At 69.9% G+C, this 21,980-nt stretch carries 19 protein-coding genes and 1 pseudogene; 11 read left to right on the top strand and 9 right to left on the bottom strand.

Going from position 1 to position 21,980, the window contains the following annotated elements:
* Nucleotides 1–323 precede the first annotated feature (323 nt).
* The 3 genes from ACRC20_RS10765 to ACRC20_RS10755 all read right to left on the bottom strand — a co-directional run bounded on the left by ACRC20_RS10765 (nucleotide 324) and on the right by ACRC20_RS10755 (nucleotide 3,972).
* The gene (locus tag ACRC20_RS10765) at nucleotides 324–1,961 is read right to left on the bottom strand and encodes a fatty acyl-AMP ligase (protein WP_438686372.1); all 1,638 of its coding nucleotides are present in this window, start codon (nucleotides 1,959–1,961) and stop codon (nucleotides 324–326) included.
* Nucleotides 1,962–2,069: 108 nt separating this feature from the next.
* Nucleotides 2,070–3,203, bottom strand: coding sequence for an enoyl-CoA hydratase/isomerase family protein (locus ACRC20_RS10760; RefSeq protein WP_438686371.1), 1,134 nt, complete (start codon nucleotides 3,201–3,203; stop codon nucleotides 2,070–2,072).
* A 40-nt stretch (nucleotides 3,204–3,243) separates the two neighbouring features.
* Complete coding sequence (locus ACRC20_RS10755) at nucleotides 3,244–3,972, bottom strand: TetR/AcrR family transcriptional regulator (RefSeq protein WP_438686370.1); 729 nt, start codon at nucleotides 3,970–3,972, stop codon at nucleotides 3,244–3,246.
* Between the two features lie 111 nt (nucleotides 3,973–4,083).
* On the opposite strand from ACRC20_RS10755, the gene ACRC20_RS10750 reads away from it, so the two are divergent.
* Both ACRC20_RS10750 and ACRC20_RS10745 read left to right on the top strand, forming a co-directional pair.
* Nucleotides 4,084–5,049, top strand: coding sequence for an SDR family oxidoreductase (locus tag ACRC20_RS10750; RefSeq protein ID WP_438686369.1), 966 nt, complete (start codon nucleotides 4,084–4,086; stop codon nucleotides 5,047–5,049).
* 29 nt (nucleotides 5,050–5,078) lie between these two features.
* Nucleotides 5,079–6,118: pseudogene (locus ACRC20_RS10745) on the top strand (LLM class F420-dependent oxidoreductase).
* Here the strand turns inward: ACRC20_RS10745 and ACRC20_RS10740 are convergent.
* Nucleotides 6,108–7,595, bottom strand: coding sequence for a flavin-containing monooxygenase (locus tag ACRC20_RS10740; RefSeq protein WP_438686368.1), 1,488 nt, complete (start codon nucleotides 7,593–7,595; stop codon nucleotides 6,108–6,110). The pseudogene ACRC20_RS10745 and the gene ACRC20_RS10740 sit on opposite strands and share 11 nt — an antisense overlap.
* 189 nt (nucleotides 7,596–7,784) lie before the next feature.
* On the opposite strand from ACRC20_RS10740, the gene ACRC20_RS10735 reads away from it, so the two are divergent.
* From ACRC20_RS10735 to cysD, 4 genes are all read left to right on the top strand, one after another.
* The gene (locus ACRC20_RS10735) at nucleotides 7,785–9,146 is read left to right on the top strand and encodes a phthiocerol/phthiodiolone dimycocerosyl transferase family protein (protein ID WP_438686367.1); all 1,362 of its coding nucleotides are present in this window, start codon (nucleotides 7,785–7,787) and stop codon (nucleotides 9,144–9,146) included.
* Between the two features lie 41 nt (nucleotides 9,147–9,187).
* The gene (glmU, locus tag ACRC20_RS10730) at nucleotides 9,188–10,651 is read left to right on the top strand and encodes a bifunctional UDP-N-acetylglucosamine diphosphorylase/glucosamine-1-phosphate N-acetyltransferase GlmU (RefSeq protein WP_438686366.1); all 1,464 of its coding nucleotides are present in this window, start codon (nucleotides 9,188–9,190) and stop codon (nucleotides 10,649–10,651) included.
* Complete coding sequence (locus tag ACRC20_RS10725) at nucleotides 10,648–11,628, top strand: ribose-phosphate diphosphokinase (RefSeq protein ID WP_438686365.1); 981 nt, start codon at nucleotides 10,648–10,650, stop codon at nucleotides 11,626–11,628. Before glmU ends, ACRC20_RS10725 begins: the two co-directional genes overlap by 4 nt.
* A gap of 97 nt (nucleotides 11,629–11,725) precedes the next feature.
* Nucleotides 11,726–12,631: a sulfate adenylyltransferase subunit CysD gene (gene cysD, locus ACRC20_RS10720; protein ID WP_438686388.1), complete on the top strand. Its 906-nt coding sequence runs from the start codon at nucleotides 11,726–11,728 to the stop codon at nucleotides 12,629–12,631.
* Between the two features lie 110 nt (nucleotides 12,632–12,741).
* Here the strand turns inward: cysD and ACRC20_RS10715 are convergent, their stop codons facing one another.
* A complete protein-coding gene (locus tag ACRC20_RS10715) occupies nucleotides 12,742–12,942 on the bottom strand; it encodes a hypothetical protein (RefSeq protein ID WP_438686364.1) in 201 nt (66 codons plus the stop codon).
* Between the two features lie 172 nt (nucleotides 12,943–13,114).
* Here ACRC20_RS10715 and ACRC20_RS10710 point away from each other — a divergent pair, with 172 nt between their 5' ends.
* Nucleotides 13,115–14,752 (top strand): GTP-binding protein, encoded by a 1,638-nt coding sequence (locus tag ACRC20_RS10710; protein ID WP_438686363.1) that lies wholly within the window; start codon nucleotides 13,115–13,117, stop codon nucleotides 14,750–14,752.
* Here ACRC20_RS10710 and ACRC20_RS10705 read toward each other — a convergent pair.
* On the bottom strand, nucleotides 14,749–15,033 hold the full coding sequence (locus ACRC20_RS10705) for a zf-TFIIB domain-containing protein (RefSeq protein ID WP_438686362.1): 285 nt from the start codon (nucleotides 15,031–15,033) through the stop codon (nucleotides 14,749–14,751). The genes ACRC20_RS10710 and ACRC20_RS10705 overlap by 4 nt on opposite strands.
* 126 nt (nucleotides 15,034–15,159) lie before the next feature.
* On the opposite strand from ACRC20_RS10705, the gene ACRC20_RS10700 reads away from it, so the two are divergent.
* Entirely contained in the window at nucleotides 15,160–16,065 is a 906-nt protein-coding gene (locus tag ACRC20_RS10700; protein WP_438686361.1) for an epimerase, read from the top strand.
* 3 nt (nucleotides 16,066–16,068) lie between these two features.
* On the opposite strand, the gene ACRC20_RS10695 is transcribed toward ACRC20_RS10700, so the two are convergent.
* Nucleotides 16,069–16,869: a hypothetical protein gene (locus ACRC20_RS10695; RefSeq protein WP_438686360.1), complete on the bottom strand. Its 801-nt coding sequence runs from the start codon at nucleotides 16,867–16,869 to the stop codon at nucleotides 16,069–16,071.
* 51 nt (nucleotides 16,870–16,920) lie between these two features.
* Complete coding sequence (locus ACRC20_RS10690; RefSeq protein ID WP_438686359.1) at nucleotides 16,921–18,453, bottom strand: LCP family protein; 1,533 nt, start codon at nucleotides 18,451–18,453, stop codon at nucleotides 16,921–16,923.
* Nucleotides 18,454–18,508: 55 nt separating this feature from the next.
* On the opposite strand from ACRC20_RS10690, the gene rfbD reads away from it, so the two are divergent.
* The 3 genes from rfbD to ACRC20_RS10675 are packed head-to-tail and all read left to right on the top strand — an operon-like array spanning nucleotide 18,509 to nucleotide 21,370.
* Complete coding sequence (gene rfbD, locus ACRC20_RS10685; RefSeq protein WP_438686358.1) at nucleotides 18,509–19,393, top strand: dTDP-4-dehydrorhamnose reductase; 885 nt, start codon at nucleotides 18,509–18,511, stop codon at nucleotides 19,391–19,393.
* Nucleotides 19,390–20,283, top strand: coding sequence for a glycosyltransferase family 2 protein (locus ACRC20_RS10680; protein ID WP_438686357.1), 894 nt, complete (start codon nucleotides 19,390–19,392; stop codon nucleotides 20,281–20,283). Before rfbD ends, ACRC20_RS10680 begins: the two co-directional genes overlap by 4 nt.
* Nucleotides 20,284–20,296: 13 nt before the next feature.
* Nucleotides 20,297–21,370 carry a sugar phosphate nucleotidyltransferase gene (locus tag ACRC20_RS10675; RefSeq protein WP_438686356.1) on the top strand — a complete coding sequence of 358 codons (1,074 nt, stop codon included), beginning with the start codon at nucleotides 20,297–20,299 and terminating at the stop codon, nucleotides 21,368–21,370.
* Nucleotides 21,371–21,758: 388 nt separating this feature from the next.
* On the opposite strand, the gene ACRC20_RS10670 is transcribed toward ACRC20_RS10675, so the two are convergent.
* The gene (locus ACRC20_RS10670; protein ID WP_438686355.1) at nucleotides 21,759–21,917 is read right to left on the bottom strand and encodes a hypothetical protein; all 159 of its coding nucleotides are present in this window, start codon (nucleotides 21,915–21,917) and stop codon (nucleotides 21,759–21,761) included.
* Nucleotides 21,918–21,980 lie beyond the last annotated feature (63 nt).

Here is a 21,980-nt window from a genome sequence, read left to right as displayed (position 1 = left end):
GGGAGCTGTCTCTTTGGGGCACATCCGGGCACTCCGTTCTGACTCGCTCTCAGGTCGCTGACAGGAAAAGTGTATGTGTTTCTCAGGCCAGCTGTTGCATGATACCAAGCAACTTTCATTGGGCGCGTCGTATTTGCTCTTTATGTCAATTCCACAGCACAGGCGTCGGCCGTGCTCATGGCGCCATACGCGCCTGTCAGCCGTGTTTGTCGAGCGCGCGGGCAAATATGCCGGTGACGCGGATCATGCCCTTCGGGACGAGTGGCCTTGCATTTATTTCCCTGCGTGGCCGGAGTCCGGCGCGGCGGGACGGGCCGGGCGCGTCAGACGGACGCGAGCAGGGCGGCCGAGCCTGCGCGCTTGAGCTTGCCGGAAGAGGTCTTCGGCAAGCTGCCGGGGCCGAGCACGACCACCTTGCGGGGGCGGACGCCGACTTCGGAGAACACGGCGTGCACGATGTCGTGCCTGATGCGCTCCGCCTCGTCCTCGTCCTCGTGGAGTTTGCTCTCCACCACGACGGCGAAGGACTCGCGCAGCTCGCCCGCGTCGAGCCGCACGGCGGCGGCGTTGCCCGCGCGGACTCCGTCCACGCCGCAGGCGGCCCGCTCGATGTCGGTCGGGTAGATGTTCCGCCCGCCCATGATGATCACGTCTTTGACCCGGCCGCACACGACGACTTGGCCGTCCTCGGTCAGGTAGCCGATGTCGCCGGTGTCGAGCCAGCCCTCGGCGTCGGTCATCGGCACAGGGCCGTCAACGGTGATGTAGCCGGGCGAGACCACTTTTCCGCGCAGATGGATCACGCCGACCTGGCGGGACTCGATGGCCCTTCCCTCGTTGTCGACCACCTTGGCCTCGAGCGGGTCGACGATTTTGCCGAGCGTGGCGAGCCTGCGCACGTGGCCCTTGGCGGTGGGCACCGCGCGGCCCATGAGTTCGAGGAGGTCGGCGTCGACCACTTCCTCGCGCAGGCCGGTGCCGCGCACGGGGAGGGAGACGGCGAGCGTGGTCTCGGCCATGCCGTAGCACGGCGCGATGGCCTCGGGGCTCAGGCCGAACCGGGCGCCTGCCTCGACGATCGCCTCCATGGTGTCCGGCGAGACCGGCTCGGCGCCGTTCATCATGTACTTCATGGAGGAGAGGTCGACGACGCCGTCCGGAGCCTGGTTCAAGCGGCGGGCGAGCAGGGAGTAGGCGAAGTTCGGGGCCGCGGTGACCGTGCCCTTGTATTTGCTGATGAGCTCGGCCCACAGGAGCGGCGCGCGCAGGAAGTCCATCGGTGTGACGTGCACGGACTGGCCGCCGAGGATCATCGGGGTGGCGAGGTAGCCGATCATGCCCATGTCGTGGAAGAGCGGCAGCCAGGAGACGGTCACGTCGGTCTCCACATTGAAGCTCAGGCCGTCGTGCTGGGCGTGCGCGCAGTAGTACAGGTTCTCGTGGGTGATCACGACAGCTTTGGGGATGCCGGTGGACCCGGAGGTCAGCTGCTGGAGCGCGACGTCTTGCTCGCCCATCGGGACGGGGCTGATGCTCGGGCCTTTGCGCAGCTCGCTGATGAGCGCGACGCGGATGCCGTGCTGGCGCAGCACGTCGACGGCGGGCTCGAAGGGGTCGCCGACCACGACCACGTCGGCGTTGATCATCCGGACCACCCGAAGGGTGTCCTCGGCCCACTGCACGAGGTCGGTCCGGGGGGTGGGCTGGTGGAGCATGGTGATGGAGCCGCCTCGGATCCACACGCCCTGCACCAGCGGGGCGATGTCCACGGGCATGCCTGCGAGGACGCCGACCGAATGTCCGGGCTCGACGCCGACTTCGGCGAGGCCGCCCGCGATCTGCCGGGCGATGGCGTGGACCTCGCCCCAGGTCTGGAAGAGCGGGGCGTGCGGATCGCCGGTCGCCAGGCCTCGCGGCGAGGCTGCGGCGTTCGCGAACAATTCGTTGGTGAACCTGCTCAAACTATGCTCCTCCGGTTGTGGAAAGTGACCTTAGAGTACTCTTAGACTCTTCACAGAGCAACCAAGTGTGACATGGCGTGGCGGGTTTTTCCGGAAGTCGCCTCGTGTTCACATGGCGTGGGAGCGGAAAAGTTCCTCGACCGTGTCCGCCGCGACATCAACGGCGGCCTTGGGCCGCCACGCGGGGGAGCGGTCCTTGTCCACGAGCGCGGCGCGCACCCCTTCGGCGAAGTCTTCGGTCTTGGTCACCGTCGTGGCCAGGTCCAGTTCGCGTGCCAAGCAGCCCGCGAGATCGTCGGAGGTGCCCAGTCGGACGAGTCGGAGCGTGACGACGAGCGAGGTGGGCGAGGCGGCGGCCAGCGCCGATCGCGTCGCCTCGGCCCATTCGCGGTCCTCGGCGCTCAGCTGGCGGTCTGCGGCGTTATCGGCTCCTCGCGTACCAGGCTCGTTCCTCGCTGTTTCCGTACGCGTCGTCGCCTGCTGCCTTGCATCCCATCCGGCTGAATCGCCGAGCAAGTTCTCGACCCGGTCGAGGATGGCTGTCGCGTCGTGGCCCGCGAAGACCGCGTCGATCCGGTCCAGCGGCAGGGCGAGGGCGGGGACGTCCTCGGCGTAGGCGCCCCACACGCTGTCCGAGTCGACCCCGGAGATCAGGGCGCTCGTCGCGTCGGCGAGCCGCTCGCGCGGGACGAACCGCGTGGCGAGGCCTGCGGCGACCACGTCGGCGCCCGAAAGGCGGGCGCCGGTGAGCCCGAGGTAGGTCCCGAGCTCGCCCTGCAGCCGGGGGAGGAAATAAGAGGCTCCGATGTCGGGGAAGAACCCGATCGCGGTTTCGGGCATCGCGGCGACGGCGTGCTCGCTGACGATCCGTTCCGCTCCGTGGACGCTGATCCCGAGCCCGCCGCCGAGGGCGTAGCCGTCGATCACGGCGACGTATTCCTTGGGGTACTCGGCGATGAGCCGGTTGAGCGCGTACTCCTCGGCGAAGTACTGCCGGATCGGCCCGGTCTCGTCCTTGAGGGCGTAGTCGCGGATCGCCCGGATGTCGCCGCCCGCGCAGAACGCTTTCGGGGAGTCGCTCGTGACCACCACTCGGCGCACCGAGCTGTCCTCGGCCCACGCGGCCAGCGGTTCGGCGAGCTCGCGGATCATGGCGAGGTCGAGTGCGTTGAGGGCTTGGGGGCGGTCGAGGACGAGATGCCCGACCCCTTGGTCGAGCGAAGCGCGCACGGAGGAGGCCATAGGGGGAACGTTACTCCGTGTGTTCGCGGGCCCGTTCGGCCTATTCGCTTGCGGCGGCCGGAGCGAACAGCCTGCCGGGCGGAGCCCCTGCCGCTTCCCTCGCCCGCAGTCCGACGAATTGGGTGACCAGGCCGTCGCGCATCCCCTCGCGGAACATGAAATCGGCGGTCGGCGAGCCCATCTCCTTCATGACGGCGCAAACCTCGTCGGTGGGGTGGGCGTACGGCCACAGCCCGGTGATGAGGATGACGATGGCGGCGGCGGCCATCGCGGCGGACGCGGGGCCGAGGCCGGGGACGGCGCCCTGGACGAGCACGGAGAGCCTGGCTATGTTCCCGTTCGCGCGACGTTTGAAATCGCGGGCGAACTCCACGGAGATGTTGCGCTCCAGCACGCCGCCCATCGCGGCGACGAGCTCGCACAAGAGCGGGCGCCGCACGACCGAGGCCGTGACGGCGTCGGCGATGGCGCGCTCCACCGCGAACGGTTCCGTCCCCGGTTCGAGGGCGCCGAGCGTTCGCTCCAGCTCGTCCAGCCAATCGCGCTGCTCGCGGTCGAGGATCTCGAGGAAGATCGCCTCCCTGCTGTCGAAGTAGCGCAGCACGTTGGATTTCGCGAGCCCGACCCTGGCGGAGAGCTCGCGAAGGCTGATCGCGGCGATCGGGGCCTCTCTCAGCATCTCCGAAGCCGTGTCGAGGATGGCTCTGCGGCGCTGTTCCACCTGCTCGGGGCTGCGGGCGCGATGGAAGCCGCAGTCTTGGGACATCATTGCCCAAGTTTAACAGTCCGGCGGTCTCTTGACAACATCCCATCGGTCTCTTATTATCGGACCATCGGTCTGATACTCGATGGCCGAATCCGAATTAGACAGGAGAAGTCCATGTCCCGCGAATCCCTCAACCTGACCGTCCCCGACCTCGCCGGCAAGCTCGCCGTCGTCACCGGCGCGAACTCCGGCCTCGGCTTCGGCCTCACGAAACGCCTCGCCGGGGCTGGCGCGGAGGTCCTCCTCGCCGTCCGCAACCAGCAGAAGGGCGAGGAGGCGATGGCCAAGATCAAGGCCGAGAACCCCAAGGCGCAGCTCGGCCTGCGCCGCCTCGACCTCGCGAGCCTCAAGAGCGTCGCCGAGCTCGGCGAGCAGCTGGGCGCCGAGTCCCGCCCGATCGACATCCTGATCAACAACGCCGGGATCATGACCCCGCCCAAGCGCGAGACCACCGAAGACGGCTTCGAGCTGCAGTTCGGCAGCAACTACCTCGGGCACTTCGCGCTCACCGGCCACCTGTTGCCGCTCTTGCGCGCCGCAGGGGGCGCGCGGGTGACGAACCTGTCCAGCGGGGCCAGCCATTTCGGCAGCTTGAACTTCGACGACCTGCAATGGGAGAAGCGCTATCCGCTGTGGGCCTCGTACGGGGCCTCGAAACTCGCGAACCTCGTCTTCGCCCGCGAGCTCGACCGGCGCAGCAGGGCGGGGGGCTGGGGGATCGCGAGCAACGCCGCGCATCCCGGCGCCACCAAAACGAACCTGCAGACCACCGGCCCGACCCACGGCGGGAACACGAGCCTCTCCGGCCGCCTGCTCCCGTACACCTACAACGTGTCGTGGTTGTGGCAAGAGATCCCGCAGGGGATCCTGCCCGCGCTCTACGGCGCGACGAGCCCCGACGCGCAGGGCGGCGCGTACTACGGCCCGAACGGCTTCCTGGAGGCCACCGGAGCCCCGTCGCTCGCGAGATTGCCCAAGCGGGCCAAGGACCAGGCTGCCGCCGTCCGGCTGTGGGACGTCTCCGAGCAGCTCACCGGGGTGGTCTACCCGTCTGCCGCTCCCGGAGCAAAAGCTTCCTGATCCCGGCCTCGACAACGAAGGAGAAAACTATGAGCATCAAACTCGGCTTGCAGATCCCCAGCTACTCCTACGGGGGCGAGGTGCGGGACATCTTCCCCGCCGTCGTCGCCCAAGCGAAAGAGGCGGAGGCCGCGGGCTTCGACACGCTCTTCGTGATGGACCACTTCTACCAGCTGCCGGGCTTCGGCGAGCCGGACCTGCCGATGCTGGAGTCGTACACGGTGCTCGCGGCGCTCGCCGCGAGCACCCAGACGATCCAGCTCGGAGCCCTCGTCACCGGCACTCCCCCGCGGCTGCAGCTCGCAAGCTCGCCAACATAGCCGCGGGAGGTACCCCCACCTATCGCAACCCGGCGCTCACCGCGAAAATCGCCACCACGCTCGACGTGGTGTCGGGCGGGCGCGCGATCCTCGGGATCGGCGCGGGCTGGTTCGAGCTGGAGCATGACAGCTACGGCTTCGAGTTCGGCACGTTCACCGACCGCTTCGAGCGGCTGGAGGAGGCCTTGCAGATCATCGGGCCGATGCTCAAGGGCGAGCGCCCGACGTTCGACGGGAAGTGGTACCGCGTCAAGGACGCGATCAACGAGCCCCGGTTGCGCGCGAGCGTGCCGGTCATGCTCGGCGGCACCGGCGAGAAGAAGACCTTCGCCCTCGCTGCCAAGCACGCCGACCATTTGAACCTGATCTGCGGGCTCTCGCAGATCCCGCAGAAGCTCGAAGCGCTCCAGCGGCGCTGCGACGAGGCGGGCCGCGACCGGTCGACGCTGGAGACCAGCGCATACGTCACCGTCGTGATCGGCGAGGACGACGCGCAGGCGCAACAGACCGCGCAGGGCCTGCTCGCCGCGATGAGCGCGGGATCGGCGAGCGGCGCCGACCAGGAGCAGCTGAGCCGCTTCGCGGACATGGTCGTGGTGGGCGGACCGGAGAAGGTCGCGGAGCAGATCCAGAGCCGGGTGCTGGCGCACGGCGTGGACGGCGTGACCATCAACTTGGCCGCGCACGGCAGCGCGCCAGGGGTCGTCGAGCTGGCCGGGAAGGCGCTCGCGCCGCTCGTCAGCGGGTAGGGCGCGCCGCGCTGAACCGCAGCGATGTGGTCGGGATCCGCCCGTGCCGGATCTCGACCACATCGCGCACGTAGCTCATCCGCTGCCGCCACGGAGCCTTCGGCCCCTGTTTCGGCAGCGTGTCCGAGGCGCGTTTGGCGTAGCCGGGCTGGAAGTCGCCGAACAAGGGCCTGGGCTCGGCGATCGGGGCTTCCAGGACCGGGGTGGCCGAGCCGAGGCCGCGTTTGTCGAGATAGGCCAGGAGCCTGCAGGCGTATTCGGAGACGAGGTCGGCCTTGAGGGTCCACGACGCGTTCGTGTAGCCGACGGTGAAGACGAAATTCGGGACGGACGTGAGCATGAGCGTCTTGTAGGCGAACTGCTTCGCCAGGTCCACCCGCTCGCCGTCCACGACGAGGGGCAGATCCGTCATCGACCCCATGTTGAACCCGGTCGCGGTGACGACGATGTCGGCCTCGATCTCCTCGGAGCCGTTCCCGTCCGAGCCGCGCAGGCGCAGGCCCGTTGGCGTGAAGGCCTCGATCTGGCCGGTGGCCACCGAGGCGCGCCCGTCCGAGATCGCGCGGTAGATGTCCCCGCCGGGGGCGAGGCACAGCCGTTGGTCCCACGGGTTGTAGCGGGGGTTGAAATGCGTGTCGACCGGATAGCCCTCGGGCAGCGCGCGCACGGTGAACGAGCGCAGCATCGCGCGGGCTTTGGCGGGGTCTTTGCGGGTGAGCCGGTAGAAATAGGCGCCCCGCAGGATGTTGCGCCAGCGGATGACCGCGTGGACTGTTTTCGGCGGGAGGCGCTTGGCCAGCGCGATGGCGAGCTTGTCCCTGCTCGGGGCGGGGAGGATGTAGCTCGGCGAGCGCTGCAGCATGACGACGTGCGCGGCAGTTCTGGCGAGGACGGGCACGAGCGTCACCGCCGTCGCGCCGCTGCCGACGACCACGACGCGTTTGCCCGCCCAGTCGAGGTCCTCCGGCCATTGGTTCGGATGCGCGATCGTCCCGGCGAAATCCGACATGCCGGGGAAGTCGGGGGTGTATCCGGCGTCGTAGCGGTAGTACCCGCCGCAGAAAAAGAGGAGCCGGGAGGTCAGCTCGTGTTTGCCGGAGCCGGTCTCCACCTGGACGGTCCAGCGCTGGTCCTCGCTCGACCACGCGGCGCCCGTGACGCGGCTGCCGTAGCGGATGTGCCGGTCGATCCCGCTCTCGCGCGCCGTGTCGCGGAGGTAGGCCATGATCGCCGGGGCCTCGGCGATCGCCTTCTCCTCGGTCCACGGCCGGAACCGGAAGCCGAGCGTGTGCATGTCCGAGTCCGAGCGAAGGCCTGGGTATTTGAAGAAGTCCCAGGTGCCGCCGAGGCTGTCGCGGGCCTCCAGGACGGCGAACCGCTTGCCGGGGCAGCGGCGCTGGACGTGCCACGCGGCGCTGATGCCGGAGATGCCCGCCCCGATGATGAGCACGTCCAGGTCGTCGGAGGCGGTTGTCATAGCGGCATTTTAATCTTTCCCGGCCATGCGGCGGGCGGGCCGGGACGGCGGCCGAAAGGAAAGGAGAGGTGAAATCCTCCCCCCGCTTGGGAATGCTGGACGGAAAGTCCTGGTGAACCCTCGGGCGAGGGGCTCCGTTTCGGGTGATTTCCACCTGTCGGCGCTGGTCCGACGCGGTATACTCCGCCCGTGACCAGTGTGCGGATCGAGGCGCCGACAGCCCGGGAGCTTTCCGGGATGGAATCGTTCATGGCGGGCATGTCCGCGACGATCAACGCGGTCATCCAAGGCCGTGGGCGGCTCGACGAAGGGGCCCTCCGCGCGGCGCTCGCGCTGCTGCGGGCCAAGTACCCGGTGGTGGGCGGCCGCGTCGTGCGCGCCGCCGACGGGAAGGGGCACACGCTGCTGCTGGACCGCGCCGACGCGCCGGTCTGCACGATCGACGACGGCGATCTGGACCGCCCGCTCCAAGAGTCCGACCTGCTTCTGGTCGGCGGGGAGGCGCTCGCGGTGCGGGTGGCCAGGCGGGGCGACCGGTTCCGGCTCGTGTTCTCCTGCCACCACTCGCTCGCGGACGGCCGGGTGATGATCACTTACTTGGCCGAGTTCTTCGCGCTCTACACGAGCCTGGTGACCACCGGGAGCGCCGAGGCGGGGCCGCCCCGTCCGCTGCCCCTGCCGCCGGAGGAGGTGCTGTCCGAGCGCGGGGTCAAGAAATTGGCCTTCGACGAGTTCCTCCGCCAGAGCTACGGCGAGGAGGCCGCCGAGTTCTTCACCCAGGCGATGTCGTCCGCCTCGCCATGCGAGGCTCCGGAGGCCGCCGAGGAGGCCGCCGAGCGCGCGCAGTTCGCCGTGGCCCACGACCGGTTGCGCCTGAGCCGGGGGCAGACCGCCGCGCTCATCGCGCTCAGCAAGCGCAGCCAGGTGAGCGTGCACGGGCTCGTGTCCGCCGCCGCCGTGCTCGCCGAGCTGCTCGCGCCCGGCTCCCCCGATTTCTTGATCCTGCAGCTGCGCTCGGCCGTGGACGTGCGGACCCGGGTGAGCCCGTCGGTCGAGGACCCGATGTCGGTGACCAATTTCTCCGGGAACTCGACGACGCTGGTGCTGGCCCAGCGCGGGGACGACCCTGTCGCCTGGGCCAAGCAGGTCCGCGACCAGATCGCCGTGGACCTGGAGCGGGGCATCATGCCGCAGAGCCTCCTGCAGATGTCCGGGCTGACGAACATCATGCGCGAGCTCTCCGCCGTCGTGTCGCAGCCGATGCCCGACACGGTGTTCATCACCAACGTCGGCGTCCTGCCCGATCTGCCCGTCCCCGACGGCATGGTCATCGAGGACGTGCACGGCGTCATCCACTCGAGCCCAAGCCCGGAGCAGTTCGACGCCAAGGCGCAGCAGGCCATCGGCGCTTCGCGGAACCATTCCTACCTGGTGTCGACCTTCGACGACAGGTTGAGCCTCGACCTGTTCCAGTTCGTCAGCGGCGAGGCGGACACCGCGCCGATCATCGGAGCCCTGCAACAGGCCTTCGACGCGCTCCTGTCGGAATGACACCGAGCGATCCGGCGAACGGCTCGGGGTAATCTGCAGGAATGACTTTGGGACCTCGCCTTGCCGTGCTGGTCTTGGCCGCGGGCTCCGGAACCCGAATGCGGTCCAAGACTCCGAAGCCGCTGCACCCTATTGCCGGACGGAGCATGCTGGAGCACGCCGTTCGCGCGGCTGCGGAGCTGGACCCCGCGCATCTGGTCGTCGTGGTCAGCCCGCACGGCGAGCCGGTCGCGCAGGCGGCGGCGCGCGTGGGCGAGCTCGTCGGGACGCCGGTCTCCATCGCGACCCAGCCCGTGCCGGACGGCACCGGCGGAGCCGCCGACGCGGGCCTCGCGGCGATCCCCTCGGACTTCGACGGCACGGTGCTCGTCATCTATAGCGACTTCCCGATGCTCGACGGCGCGACGCTCGCGCAGTTCGTGGCGAGCCACCGCGAGGGCCGGGCGGACGGCTCCGTCCTCACCAGGGTCGTCGCGGAGCCGTACGGCTACGGCAGGATCCTCCGCTCGCCCGGCGGCGCGCTCACGGGGATCGTCGAGGAGCGCGACGCCACCGACGAGCAGCGCCGCGTCCTCGAAGTGAACTCCGGGGTGTACGCGTTCGAGGCCTCGCTGCTGCGGGCCGCGCTGCCCGCCATCGGCCTGGCCAACTCGCAGGGCGAGCGGTATCTCACCGACGTGGTCGAGATCGCGCTGGGCCAGGGCCGCTCGGTCATCGCGACCATCGCCGCGGACCCGGTGGCGTTGGAGGGCTGCAACGACCTGGTGCAGCTCGCCGACCTCGCGGCCGAGTTCAACCGGCGCATCCTGCGCGGGCACATGCTCGCGGGCGTCACGGTCGTGGACCCGGCGAGCACCTGGATCGACGTCGGGGTCGAGATCGAGCCCGACGTCCGCATCGAGCCGGGGACACAGCTCAAAGGCTCGACCGTGGTCAAAACCGGGGCGCGGATCGGGCCGGACACGACGTTGGAGGACACCTTCGTCGGCGCCGAGGCGGTCGTGTCCCGGACGCACTCGACCGGCGCGGTCGTCGGCGACCGGGCGCAGGTCGGGCCCTTCGCGTATCTGCGCCCCGGCACCGAGCTGGGGGCTGCGGGCAAGATCGGGACGTTCGTGGAGACCAAGAACGCGCGGATCGGGGCGGGCAGCAAAATCCCGCACCTCACCTACGCCGGGGACGCGGTCATCGGGGAGCACAGCAACATCGGCGCGTCCAGCGTGTTCGTCAACTACGACGGAGTGAACAAGCACACCACCGTCGTGGGTGACCACGTGCGCTCCGGGTCGGATACCATGTTCGTTGCGCCGTTGACTGTTGGACACGGGGCGTACATCGGCGCGGGCACCGTCCTCAAGGAGGATGTGCCGCCGGGAGCGCTCGCCGTGTCCGCCGGGAAACAGCGCAACATCCCGCAGTGGACGTTGCAGAAACGCGCGGGGACGAAATCTGCGAAAGCCGCTGCCGAGGCTCTCGGCTTGGACGAAGGAGAAGTTGGCACGTGACCGCGCAGTGGACCGATAACCGCAAGAGCCTCATGCTCTTCTCCGGACGTTCGCACCCGGAGCTGTCCGAGGAAGTCGCCAAGGAGCTGAAGGTTCCGATCACCCCGCAGGTGGCCCGCGACTTCGCCAACGGCGAGATCTACGTCCGCTTCGAAGAGTCGGTCCGCGGCTCGGACGCCTTCGTCCTGCAAAGCCATCCCGCGCCGCTCAACAAGTGGCTCATGGAGCAGCTGCTGATGATCGACGCGCTCAAGCGCGGCTCTGCGAAGCGGATCACCGCGATTCTGCCGTTCTACCCCTACGCGCGCCAGGACAAGAAGCACCGGGGCCGCGAGCCGATCTCCGCGCGCCTGGTCGCCGATCTGTTCAAGACCGCGGGCGCGGACCGGATCATCACCGTCGACCTGCACGCCGACCAGGTGCAGGGCTTCTTCGACGGCCCGGTCGACCACATGCACGCCAAGGGGACGCTGACCGAGTACATCACGCAGAACTACCAGCTCGACGACATCGTCGTTGTCTCGCCGGACTCCGGCCGGGTGCGGGTGGCCGAGAAATGGGCGGACGGCTTCGGCGGCAAGCCGCTGGCCTTCATCCACAAGACCCGCGACCCGCTCGTCCCGAACCAGGTCACCGCGAATTCCGTCGTCGGCGACGTCAAGGGCCGCACCTGCGTGATCATCGACGACATGATCGACACCGGCGGCACCATCGCGGGCGCGGTCCGGCTGCTGCACGAGAGCGGCGCGAAAGAGGTCATCGTCGCCGCCACGCACGGCATCCTCTCCGACCCGGCGGCCGAGCGGCTCTCCTCCTGCGGCGTGAAAGAGGTCATCGTGACCAACACGCTGCCGATCCCCGAGGAGAAGCGCTTCCAAGGGCTCACCGTCCTGTCCATCGCGCCGCTGCTCGCCCGGACCATCCAAGAGGTCTTCGAGAACGGCTCCGTGACTTCCCTGTTCGACGGCATCGCCTAAACTGGTGGCCGTTGCGCTCGTGCGCGTCACCGCCTGCCGCCGTGCGATCTGTCCATGCGGGCGGGCGGGCTGAAAAGCTGTGATGAATGGAGTCATGATGTCGGTTGGAGCCACCCAGCTTTCGGCTTTGACGGCGCTTGAGGCCGAAGCCGTGCACATCATCCGCGAAGTGGTCGCGGAGCTGGAGCGCCCCGTCCTGCTCTTCTCGGCGGGCAAAGACTCCATCGTGCTCCTGCGCCTGGCGGAGAAGGCGTTCGCGCCGAACCCGCTGCCTTTCCCGGTGCTGCACGTCGACACCGGGCACAACTTCCCCGAGGTGGTCGAGTTCCGCGACCGCCGCGTGGCGCAATCCGGGCACAAGCTGTTGGTCGCCTCGGTGCAGGAGTCCATCGACCGGGGCCGCGTCGTGGAGAACGGGCCGTCGCGCAACCAGCTGCAGACCCGCACGCTCCTCGACGCGTTGGCGGAGGGCAGGTTCGACGCCGCGTTCGGCGGCGCGCGGCGGGACGAGGAGCGGGCGCGCGCCAAGGAGCGGGTGCTCTCGTTCCGCGACGAGCACGGGCAGTGGGAGCCGAGGGCGCAGCGCCCGGAGCCGTGGACGCTCTACAACACCCGCATCCGGCGGGGCGAGTCGGTCCGCGTGTTCCCGCTGTCGAACTGGACCGAGCTCGACGTCTGGCGCTATATCGAAGCCGAAGGCCTGGCCCTGCCGGGCGTCTACTTCGCCCATGAGCGCGAGGTCTTCGAGCGCGACGGGATGCTGCTCGCGGTCTCCGAGCTGCTCCGGCCGGGGCCGGGGGAGCGCTCGTCGGTGGAGTCGGTCCGGTACCGGACCGTCGGCGACCTCACCATCACCGGAGCGGTGCGCTCCACGGCGACGACCATCCCCGAGGTGATCGCGGAGATCGAAGAGACGACTATCTCCGAGCGCGGGCAGACCCGGGCCGACGACAAGGTGTCCGCCTCCGCGATGGAAGACCGCAAACGCGCCGGGTATTTCTGATCCGGGTAATTTCTAACTTTCCCGCCCTATGAGCGCGGGCGCGGGCAGTTGCGGCACCCCTCGGAGGCCGCAACTGCCCGCGCCCGCTCCCCATGGCGCGCGCCCGCTCGTCAGCGGGGCGGCTGCTGTCGTGGCGGCGGGCCGTACGGGAGCTGGCAGCTGCCGTCTTGACCGGTCCTGCCGGGGTGTCCTTGGGGGTCGGCGCACGGGTCGCCGGGGCTCGCGATGGCCGCGACTGGGGCGAGCAGTGCGGCAGAGGCCAGTGCCGCCGCGAGCACGCCAGCGCGGACGAGGGTTCTGATCGGGCGCATTCGAGGCCTTCCTATCTCGGAGTTCGTTCTCACCGGAACCCTAGCAGGGAAGTACTCGTTAGATCAAGGTACTTTTTAGTTTTCAATTTCAATTCATGTTCCCGGGAAGCGCGCGCAACGTTGCGCGGATGCGCGTGGCAGGGCCGGGGCGGCGGGCCGGTACTGTGGATACATGCAGTCCACAGCCCCTGTCCGTCAACTTTTGCGCCTCGCCACGGCAGGATCGGTGGACGACGGGAAGTCCACGCTCATCGGCAGGCTCCTCCACGACACCGGCAGCCTGCCCGACGACCAGCTCGCGGCGGTCACCGACGAGTCGGGCGAGCTCGACCTCGCGGCGGTCACCGACGGCCTGCGGGCGGAGGCCGAGCAGGGCATCACCATCGACGTGGCGTACCGCTACTTCTCCACCGAGGACCGCGACTACATCCTCGCGGACACCCCCGGCCACGAGCGGTACACCCGCAACATGTTCACCGGAACCTCCACCGCCGACGTGTCCGTCATCTTGGTGGACGCCCGCGTCGGCGTGGTCCGGCAGACCCGCCGCCACGCGATGATCACGCAGTTGCTCGGGGTCCGCCACGTCATCGCGGCGGTGAACAAGATGGACCTGGTCGGCCTCGACCCGCACCGGTTCGAGGAGGTGCGCGAGCAGCTGCGCGTCCTCGCCGAGCGGCTCGGCATCCCGGACCTGCTGGTGATCCCGGTGGTGGCGAAGGACGGGGACAACATCGTCCGGCGCTCGGAGCGGACCCCGTGGTACGACGGCCCGATCCTGTTGGAGCAGCTCGAAGCGGTCGAGCCCGCCGAGGAGGCGGAGCGCTCCCCGGACGTCCGCCTGCCGGTGCAGCAGGTGATCCGCCTGCCCGGCGGCGGGCGGCGCTACGCGGGCAGGCTCGCGAGCGGGACCTTGAGCGTCGGCGACGTGGTCACGGTGCTCCCGGAAGGCGCCTCCGCGACGGTGCTCGCCATCGACCTCCTCGGCGAGGAGAGCGACCGGGCGGTCGCGCCGCGCTCGCTCGCGGTGGAGCTGTCGGAGGACCTCGACGTCGGGCGCGGCGATCTCATCGCGGGCGGGGCGAGCCTGCCCGTCGCGGCCCGCGAGCTTGTGGCTGTGGTCTGCTGGATGGGGGAGGAGCCGCTGCGCGAGGGATCGCGCATGCTTGTGAAGCACACCGCGCGGTGGGTGCTGGCGCAGGTCGCCGAGATCCGGCACCGGCTCGACCCCGAAGAGCTCACACAGGTGCCGAACCCGGAGTATCTGGCGCTCAACGACATCGGCGAGGTGGTGCTGCGCCTTTCGGGCGACGCGGTCGTCGACCCGTACCAGCAGAACCGGGAGACCGGGTCGTTCATCCTCGTGGACGAGCTCAGCAACGACACTGTCGGCGCGGGGTGCGTGATCGAGGGCCGGGCGGCCCCGTCCGGGCGCCAGTCCGAGGCCAGCTGGGCCCAGCCGGTCGCGCCGAGCCCCTCTGCGTCGAACGTGCTGTGGGCTTTCGGGCCGAGCGCGGTCGAGTCCGCCGCGCGGGCCGCGCGCGATCTCGCGGAGTCTGGCGAGCGCGCGTACGTCCTCGACGTGCGGGCGCAACGCGCGTCGCTCTCCTCGGACCTGTCCGGATCTGCGACGGAGGAGGCGGAGCACCGCCGCCGCGTGGCGTATCTCGCGCTGGTCCTCGCGGACGCGGGGGTGACGGCGGTGGTCGCCGACCCCCAGGGGCGGGAGGCGGACCTCGGCCAGGCCCGGGCCTTGTCCGATCTCGCGGGGAAGCGTCTCGACGTGCTCGGCGGCGGCCGCGCGGGCTAGTGATGCCTGCGCGGGTAGCGGTCGTGCCCGCCGAACAGGCCGCCGAAGACTCCCGGCTGCGCCGGGGGCGTCTGCGGGGCCTGCGGGTAGTACTGCGGCTGCGGCGGGGCGCCGAGCCGCCGCGCGGCTTCGAGGAGCTGTTCCAGCTCGTTGCGGTCGAAGAACGTCCCGCCGCATCCTGAGCATTGGTGCAGCGGGCTGCCGAAGCGCTGCGTCATGAGCATCTGCCCGACGCAGCGCGGGCAGACCAGCGGGGATTCGTGGGCGGGGTCGTCGGACATGTGGTCTCCTTCAGTCGGCGTGGTCGTGACAATTCATCATTGAATACGCATATATGAATATGTTGATGACCGCATGAGCGTGGGCTGAGAGATTGCGAGGCCCGTCCGCGCGGCTACACTCGCGCCATGAAGATCGTGATCGCCGGGGGCGCGGGCGCGCTCGGCTCCAGGCTCGCCGACGACCTCGCCGCCAGGGGCCACGACATCGTCGTGCTCACCCGGTCGCCCAAGCCGGGGGCCAAGCACCGCCAGGCGCAATGGGACGGGGAGAGCGTCGGCCCGTGGGCGGGCGAGCTCTCCGGGGCCGCGCTGGTGAACCTCGCGGGCGAAATCGTGGACCGCCCGCCGACGAAACGGAACATCCGGCTGCTCACCGATTCCAGGGTGCGCTCGACGCGCGCGCTGGTGGCGGCTTCCGAGCGGCTGGACGAGCAGATCCCGGTGTGGGTGCAGGGCTCGACGCTCGCGATCCACGGCGACGCGGGCGAGGCGGAGCTGACCGAGGAGACGCCGATTCCCCCGCTGACGACGGGACTCAAGCAGATGACGGGGGTGGCAGCGCCTTGGGAGGAGGCGTTCGACGGCGCGGTCGCGGGCTCGAAGGCGGTCCTGCGCACGAGCATCGCACTCGCAGCAGGCACGCCTGCGCTGGACAAGCTGGTCACGCTGACGAAATACGGCCTCGGCGGGAGGGTCGGCTCCGGACAGCAGTGGTTCAGCTGGATCCATATCGCGGACTGGCTCGCCGTCGCGCGGTTCGCCTTGGCGGGCCGGGTCTGCGGCACGGTCAACGCCACCGCGCCGAATCCGGTGCGCAACGAGGAGTTCATGGCCGAGCTGCGCCATGTGCTGCGCAGGCCGTGGGCCCCGCCGACCCCGGCGTTCGCGGTGCGCCTCGGGGCTCCGATCCTGCGCACGGACGCGGCGCTCGCGCTCACCGGCAGGCGCGGCGTCCCCGAGCGGCTGGAAGCGGCGGGGTTCGAGTTCCAGTTCCCGACGCTGCGCGGCGCGCTCGAGGACCTGCTCGGGTAGCGCTCAACGCCCGCGCAGCACGCCTTTGCGCCAGCCGCGCCGGGTGTTCTCCGCGCCCGCCCCGCGCGCGGCCAGCCAGCTCTCGCCGTCCGCGACCGCGCGGCGCACCCCGCCGGTCTCGTAGAGGAAATCGCCGACCACCCCGACCACGGGGAGCTTGCCGACGAGGTGGTAGCCGGACGCGCCGTGCGGGCGTTTCTCCAATTCTGCGGTGATCGACCGGACGATGCGCGTGATCTGCCACAGTCCGCCGACCAGCCTGATCGCCGCGGGGCGCGCTTTGCCCTCGTCCTTCTCGTGGAAGGGGGCCGGTCCGGCGGGCGCGGCGAGCGCCGCCGGGTCGAGCTTGCGGCCGCAGAGCACTTCGGCCAGCATGCGGACGAGCTCCTCGCGATCGGCCACCCCGTGCTCGCGGGCGATCGCGCACAACGCGACCGCCTGGGTGGCGAACCCGAACGCGTCCTGGACGGGGAACCGGTCGGCGAGGGCGCCGAACACGCCCGGCGCGCTCGCCACGGCGGAGCCGATCGCCCCGATCCGCCCCGCCCACCAGTGGCTGCGCTCGGAGACGGTTTTCGCCTCCCAGCCCGCCGTGCCCGGCAGGCTCCTGGACTGCACGAGTCTCGCCGCCGTGTCGAGCGCGCCGCTCACCCGTGAGGAGCCCTGGCCGCCCGGCTCGCGGCGCTTGAGCCGCAAGAGGTCGGCCTCCGCCGCGCCGTCGAGCAAGGGGACGGCAATGGCGGCTGTCCAGCTGAGCGCCTGGGCCAGCTGCCGGTCGGAGATCGCTGGGGAGGGCAGAAGCATACGAACGAGAGTAGCGGCTGTCCGCGTGGAACGGCGGGAAGCCCGTCCGCCCTAGTTGACGCAGCGTATGTCGCTCGACGAGGCCGAGATCGGATGGTCCGCGTCGGGCGGGGTGCTGTCCTCGGAGGGCGGGGCCGAGTCCGGGGCCTGCACTGTGATCGTTGTCGCGGAGTCGCCCGCGAGGACGAGCCGCACATGGCCTGCGGGCAGCGAGCTGTCGACTTTCACCGGGAGCTCGCCGACCGCGCCGGAGAGCTGCGCGACCATGGCGTCGTCCGCTGAATGCGCGTACACCGCGCTGGTCTCGGGCTTCGCCCCGCTGTACTCGCCGACGTCGCCGGTGTTGAACCCGGCCCCGCCGAGCCCGGCCGCGACTTTCTGGGCCAGCCCGGGGATGTTGCTCGCGTTCTCCACGTCCACGGTCGCCTCGGGCTGGGCCGGCTGGGCGGACGTGGGCTCCCGCTTCTGGGCGTCGAGCAGGTTTTGGAAATACCCCTGCACCGACTTCGGGTCGACGATCACCACGCTCTGTCCGCCGGGGGTCTGCCCGTCCGGGTCGACCACGGGGACGGTCTCGAAGCGCACTTGCCCGCCCGCCAGGTCGCTGAGCTTCGAGACGAAGTCGATGACGTTCCACTTGTCGTCGATCGCGATCGACGTCTTGACCGCGTCGAGGATCTGGTTGATCTTCCCCGGATCGCGCAGGAACTTCCCCGAGAGCGCCTTGCGGGCCAAGCCAGCCATGAACGCCTGCTGGCGGACGATGCGGTCGAGGTCCCCTCGGGGCAGGTCGTGGCGTTGGCGGACGAAGGAGAGCGCCTGCACGCCGTCGAGGGTCTGGCGCCCGGCGGGGAAGTTCGCCCCGGACAGCGGCTCGTCCACGGCGTCGTTCAAGCACACGTCCACGCCGCCGAGCGCGTCGGTGAACTGCACGAAGCCCAGCAGGCCGATCTCCGCCATATGGTCGATGGACACCCCGGTGAGGTCGTGCACGGTCTGCGCGAGCGCGTTGCGGGCCGCGAGCGTGCCCTGCCGCTCGGCCTCCGCGTCCTTGACCCCGGACTGCACCAGCTGGAGCCGTTTCGCCTCTTTCGTGGAGCCGTACACCGAGTTGATCTTGACTTGGCCGAGGCCGGGGGCCTTGACGAACGAGTCCCGGGGAATCGACACGGCGGTTGCCGCGCCGCCGGACCTCGGGATGCGGACCAAGATGATCGTGTCGGTGTTGACCGTGCCGTTCTCCTCGTTCCCGCCCGCGTGGAGCTTGTCGCGCAGCTCCTCGGGCAGCGGGTTGCCCGCCGCGTCGGTGCGGCTGTCCACGCCGACGAGGAGGATGTCCTCGGCGCCGTCGTCGGTCTGGGAGATGCTGTCGTTGAGGTCGAACTTGAAGATCGAGTTGTCGGTGCTCTGGCTCCAGCCCCACGCGGCCCCGGTCAGCGTGAGCGCCATGAGCGAGCAGACGGTCGCGATCGCCCTCGGCTTGGTGACGGGCTCGGGCGCCGGGCGCCGGGCGGCTTTGCCCTTGGGGTCGTCTGGGCGCGCGCCGCCCCGAGACCCGGGGGACGCGTCGGACAACTTCCTCATAACCTCGCTCATTGCATGGACTAGGCTAGCGTGCTGTGGAGCTAGGGATGAGACATTGAACGCGCGCGTCGAGCGCTTGGTGATCACCGGGGCCGGGGGCCAGGTGGGTTCCAGGCTCGCGAAGGTCGCCCGCGAGCACGATTACAACGTGCTCGCGCTTTCGCGCGCCCAGCTGGACATCTGCGACGAGGACGCGGTGGCCGAGACGGTGCGGCCGGGGGACGTCGTGGTCAACTGCGCGGCGGAGACCAAGGTGGACACGGCCGAGTCCGACTCGGAGAACGCGCACCGGATCAACGCCGAGGCGGTTGGCAATCTCGCCAAAGCCTGCGCGCGGACCGGTGCGCGGCTCATCCACGTCTCCACCGACTACGTCTTCGCCGGGCAAGAGGAGGGGTGGTTCTCGGTCCGCCTCGCCCGGCCGTACGAGACCGACGACGAGCCCCGTCCGATCCAGGTGTACGGCGAGAGCAAGCTCGCGGGCGAGCGCCTGGCCTTCGAGCACAATCCGCGCAGCGTCGTGGTGCGCACCAGCTGGGTGTACAGCGGCGAGCGCAACGGGCGCGACTTCGTCTCCATCGCGCGCGAGCAGTCGCAGGGCAGCGGCACGATGCGCGCGGTCACCGACCAGGTCGGGTCCCCGACGCATTCCGCCGACCTCGTGTACGGGCTGATGGAGCTGGTGTGGCGGGGCGACGAGGGCGCGCTCCTGCAGTTCTGCAACACGGGGGGGTGCAGCAGGTACGACCTCGCGCGCGCGGTCTTCGAGGAGATGGGGGCCGATCCCGGACGGGTGCGGCCGTGCATGAGCTGGGAGCTGTCCCGCCCGGCCCCACGCCCCCCGTACTCGGTCCTGTCGGTCGCCTCCTGGGTGCAGAGCGGGCTGCGGCCCCCACGAGCCTGGCGGGACGCGCTGCGTTACGCCCTCCAGCACGGATGACGGTCGCGGGCGGCACGGGGGGATCGCAGAAATTCGCAATCGTCACGGTGACCTACTCGCCGGGCAAGCACCTTGAGGAATTCTTGGCCAGCGTCGCGGCGGCGACGAAGGCCGATCCGCTGGTCGTCATGGTGGACAACGGCTCGGTCGACGGGGCTCCGCAAGCCGCGGCGGCGAAGCACCCGAACGCCGTGCTGGTGGAGTCGGGCGAGAACCTGGGCTTCGGGCGGGGGGCGAACCTGGGCGCGGCCAAGGTCCGGGAGCTCGTGGGCGACGCGGAGTTCTACCTCGTGGCGAACCCGGACGTGGTCTGGGCCGAGGGCAGTATCGACGCGCTCCTCGAAGCGGCCCGGCGCTGGCCGCGCGCCGGGGCGTTCGGCCCGCTCATCAGCGATCCGGACGGCTCGGTGTACCCGTCCGCGCGGGCGGTCCCGACTTTGTTCCTCGGCGCGATGCACGCGGTCCTCGTCGGCGTGTGGCGCACGAACCCGTGGACGAGGCGCTATCTGCGCCGGGACGAGGAGCCATCGGAGCGCGAGGCGGGCTGGCTCTCCGGAGCGTGCCTCCTGCTGCGCAGGTCCGCGTTCGACCAGGTCGGAGGGTTCGACGAGCGGTATTTCATGTACCTGGAGGACGTGGACCTCGGCGACCGGCTGGCCGGGGCGGGGTGGGCGAACGTGTATGTGCCGGGCGCGCGCGTGCTCCACGAGCAAGGGCATTCCACGAAACGCCATCCGGCGCGGATGCTGCGCGCGCACCACGACAGCGCGTATCGTTTCTTCGCCGACCGCCACGCCGCGGCGTGGCAGGCTCCGTTACGGCTCGCAGTGCGCTGTGGTCTAGGGTTGCGGGCCAAGATTGTGATCGCTCGGCGAGGAGCGGCAGAGTAGAGAAGGTGAGCGCATGAGCGACAACGCAGTGCAAGCGGTGGTGTTGGCAGGAGGCATGGGCACACGGCTGCGCCCGCTCACCCTGACCTCGCCCAAGCCGATGCTGCACACGGCTGGCGTGCCGTTCTTGAGCCACCTGCTCAGCAGGATCGCCGAGATCGGCGTGACCCGTGTGGTCATCGGCACCTCGTATCGCGCCGAAGCGTTCCACGAGCATTTCGGCGACGGCTCCAAGCTCGGCCTCGAGCTGCAATACGTGAGCGAGAGCGAGCCGCTCGGCACCGGCGGCGGCCTGCGCAACGCCTATGGGTCCCTCGACGCGCCGACGATCCTGGTCTTCAACGGGGACGTGCTCTCCGGCGCGGACCTCGGGGCGCTGGTCGCCCGGCACCAGGAGACCAACGCGGATGCGACCCTGCTGCTCACAAGGGTGCTCGACCCTCGGGCTTACGGCTGCGTCGTCACCGACGGCGAGGGCAAGGTGAAGGCGTTCCTGGAGAAGACCGAGGCCCCGCCGACCGACCAGATCAACGCGGGCTGCTACGTGTTCAAGCGCGAGGTGATCGAGTCGATCCCGACCGGGCGCGCGGTGTCGATCGAGCGCGAGGTCTTCCCCGGCCTTGTCGCCAAGGGCAAGGTGTACGGCCACGTCGACAACGGCTATTGGCGGGACATGGGGGTGCCGGAGGACTTCGTGCGCGGCTCGGCGGATTTGGTGCGCGGCATCGCGCCGTCGCCGGTGCTTGGCGGCGCGCGGGGCGAGGCGCTGGTCCCGGAGGGGTCGAGCGTCGCCCCCGGCGCCCTGGTCATCGGCGGCACCGCGCTCGGTCGCGGGGTGGAGATCGGCGCGGGCGCCCGCCTGGACGGCGCGGTGGTCTTCGACGGCGCGAAGGTGGAGGCCGGTGCGGTCGTCGAACGGTCCATCCTCGGTTTCGGGGTGCGGATCGGCCCTCGCGCGCTGATCAGGGACGCGGTGATCGGCGACGGCGCGCAGATCGGCGCCCGTTGCGAACTGCTCTCCGGGGCCAGGGTCTGGCCGGGCGTGTCGATCCCCGACGGTGGGTTGCGCTTCTCCTCCGACGTCTGATCCGAGGGCTCAGGCGGCGCCTCGCTGCGTTGTTCCTCGCCTCGCGTACCCACACCGCCTCCGTGCGCCACGGCTCGGTACGCCTTGCGATGCATCCGCCTGACCGCCTCGGGATTGTGGGCGCATCGTCGGCCATTTCACACTTTGCGCAGCTTGACAGGCTTGTGGCCCGGGGCCACCATGGAAGAAAGCCTCGCGAGATGCGACCGAACCGAAGGAGGTGAGGGACTGATGAGTAGTTCTGGTCATAGACAGACCATGCCCCAGCTCCCATCCGCCCGTCTTCGGTTTGCTCGCGACGACTCCTGATTTTTGGCGATAGCGCCTCTCGCGAGCCAAGCCGCCCACTCCGAAAGGAGAAGGCCATGGCTTTCCTCAACCACCACGCCTAGCCCAACCACATCCGCGCCGCTTTCGAGCAGGCCTTTTCGGACCGCTGCCGCCACGCGGCCCGCTGGCTGCGCGCCGCCGCGTTCATGAGCGGCGAGGAGCGTGCGCTCGCCCAGGCCATGCAGACCCCGCTCGCCGTCATCAAGCCCGTGAACACGCGCGGTCGTTAGGCCTTTGTCGCGCCCTGTTCGGGGGCCCGGCCCGGCCAAGCCCCCGAACA

This window comes from Segniliparus sp., from assembly GCF_051660745.1.
Classification (GTDB): domain Bacteria; phylum Actinomycetota; class Actinomycetes; order Mycobacteriales; family Mycobacteriaceae; genus Segniliparus.
This window is presented reverse-complemented; position numbering and strand designations above follow the sequence as displayed.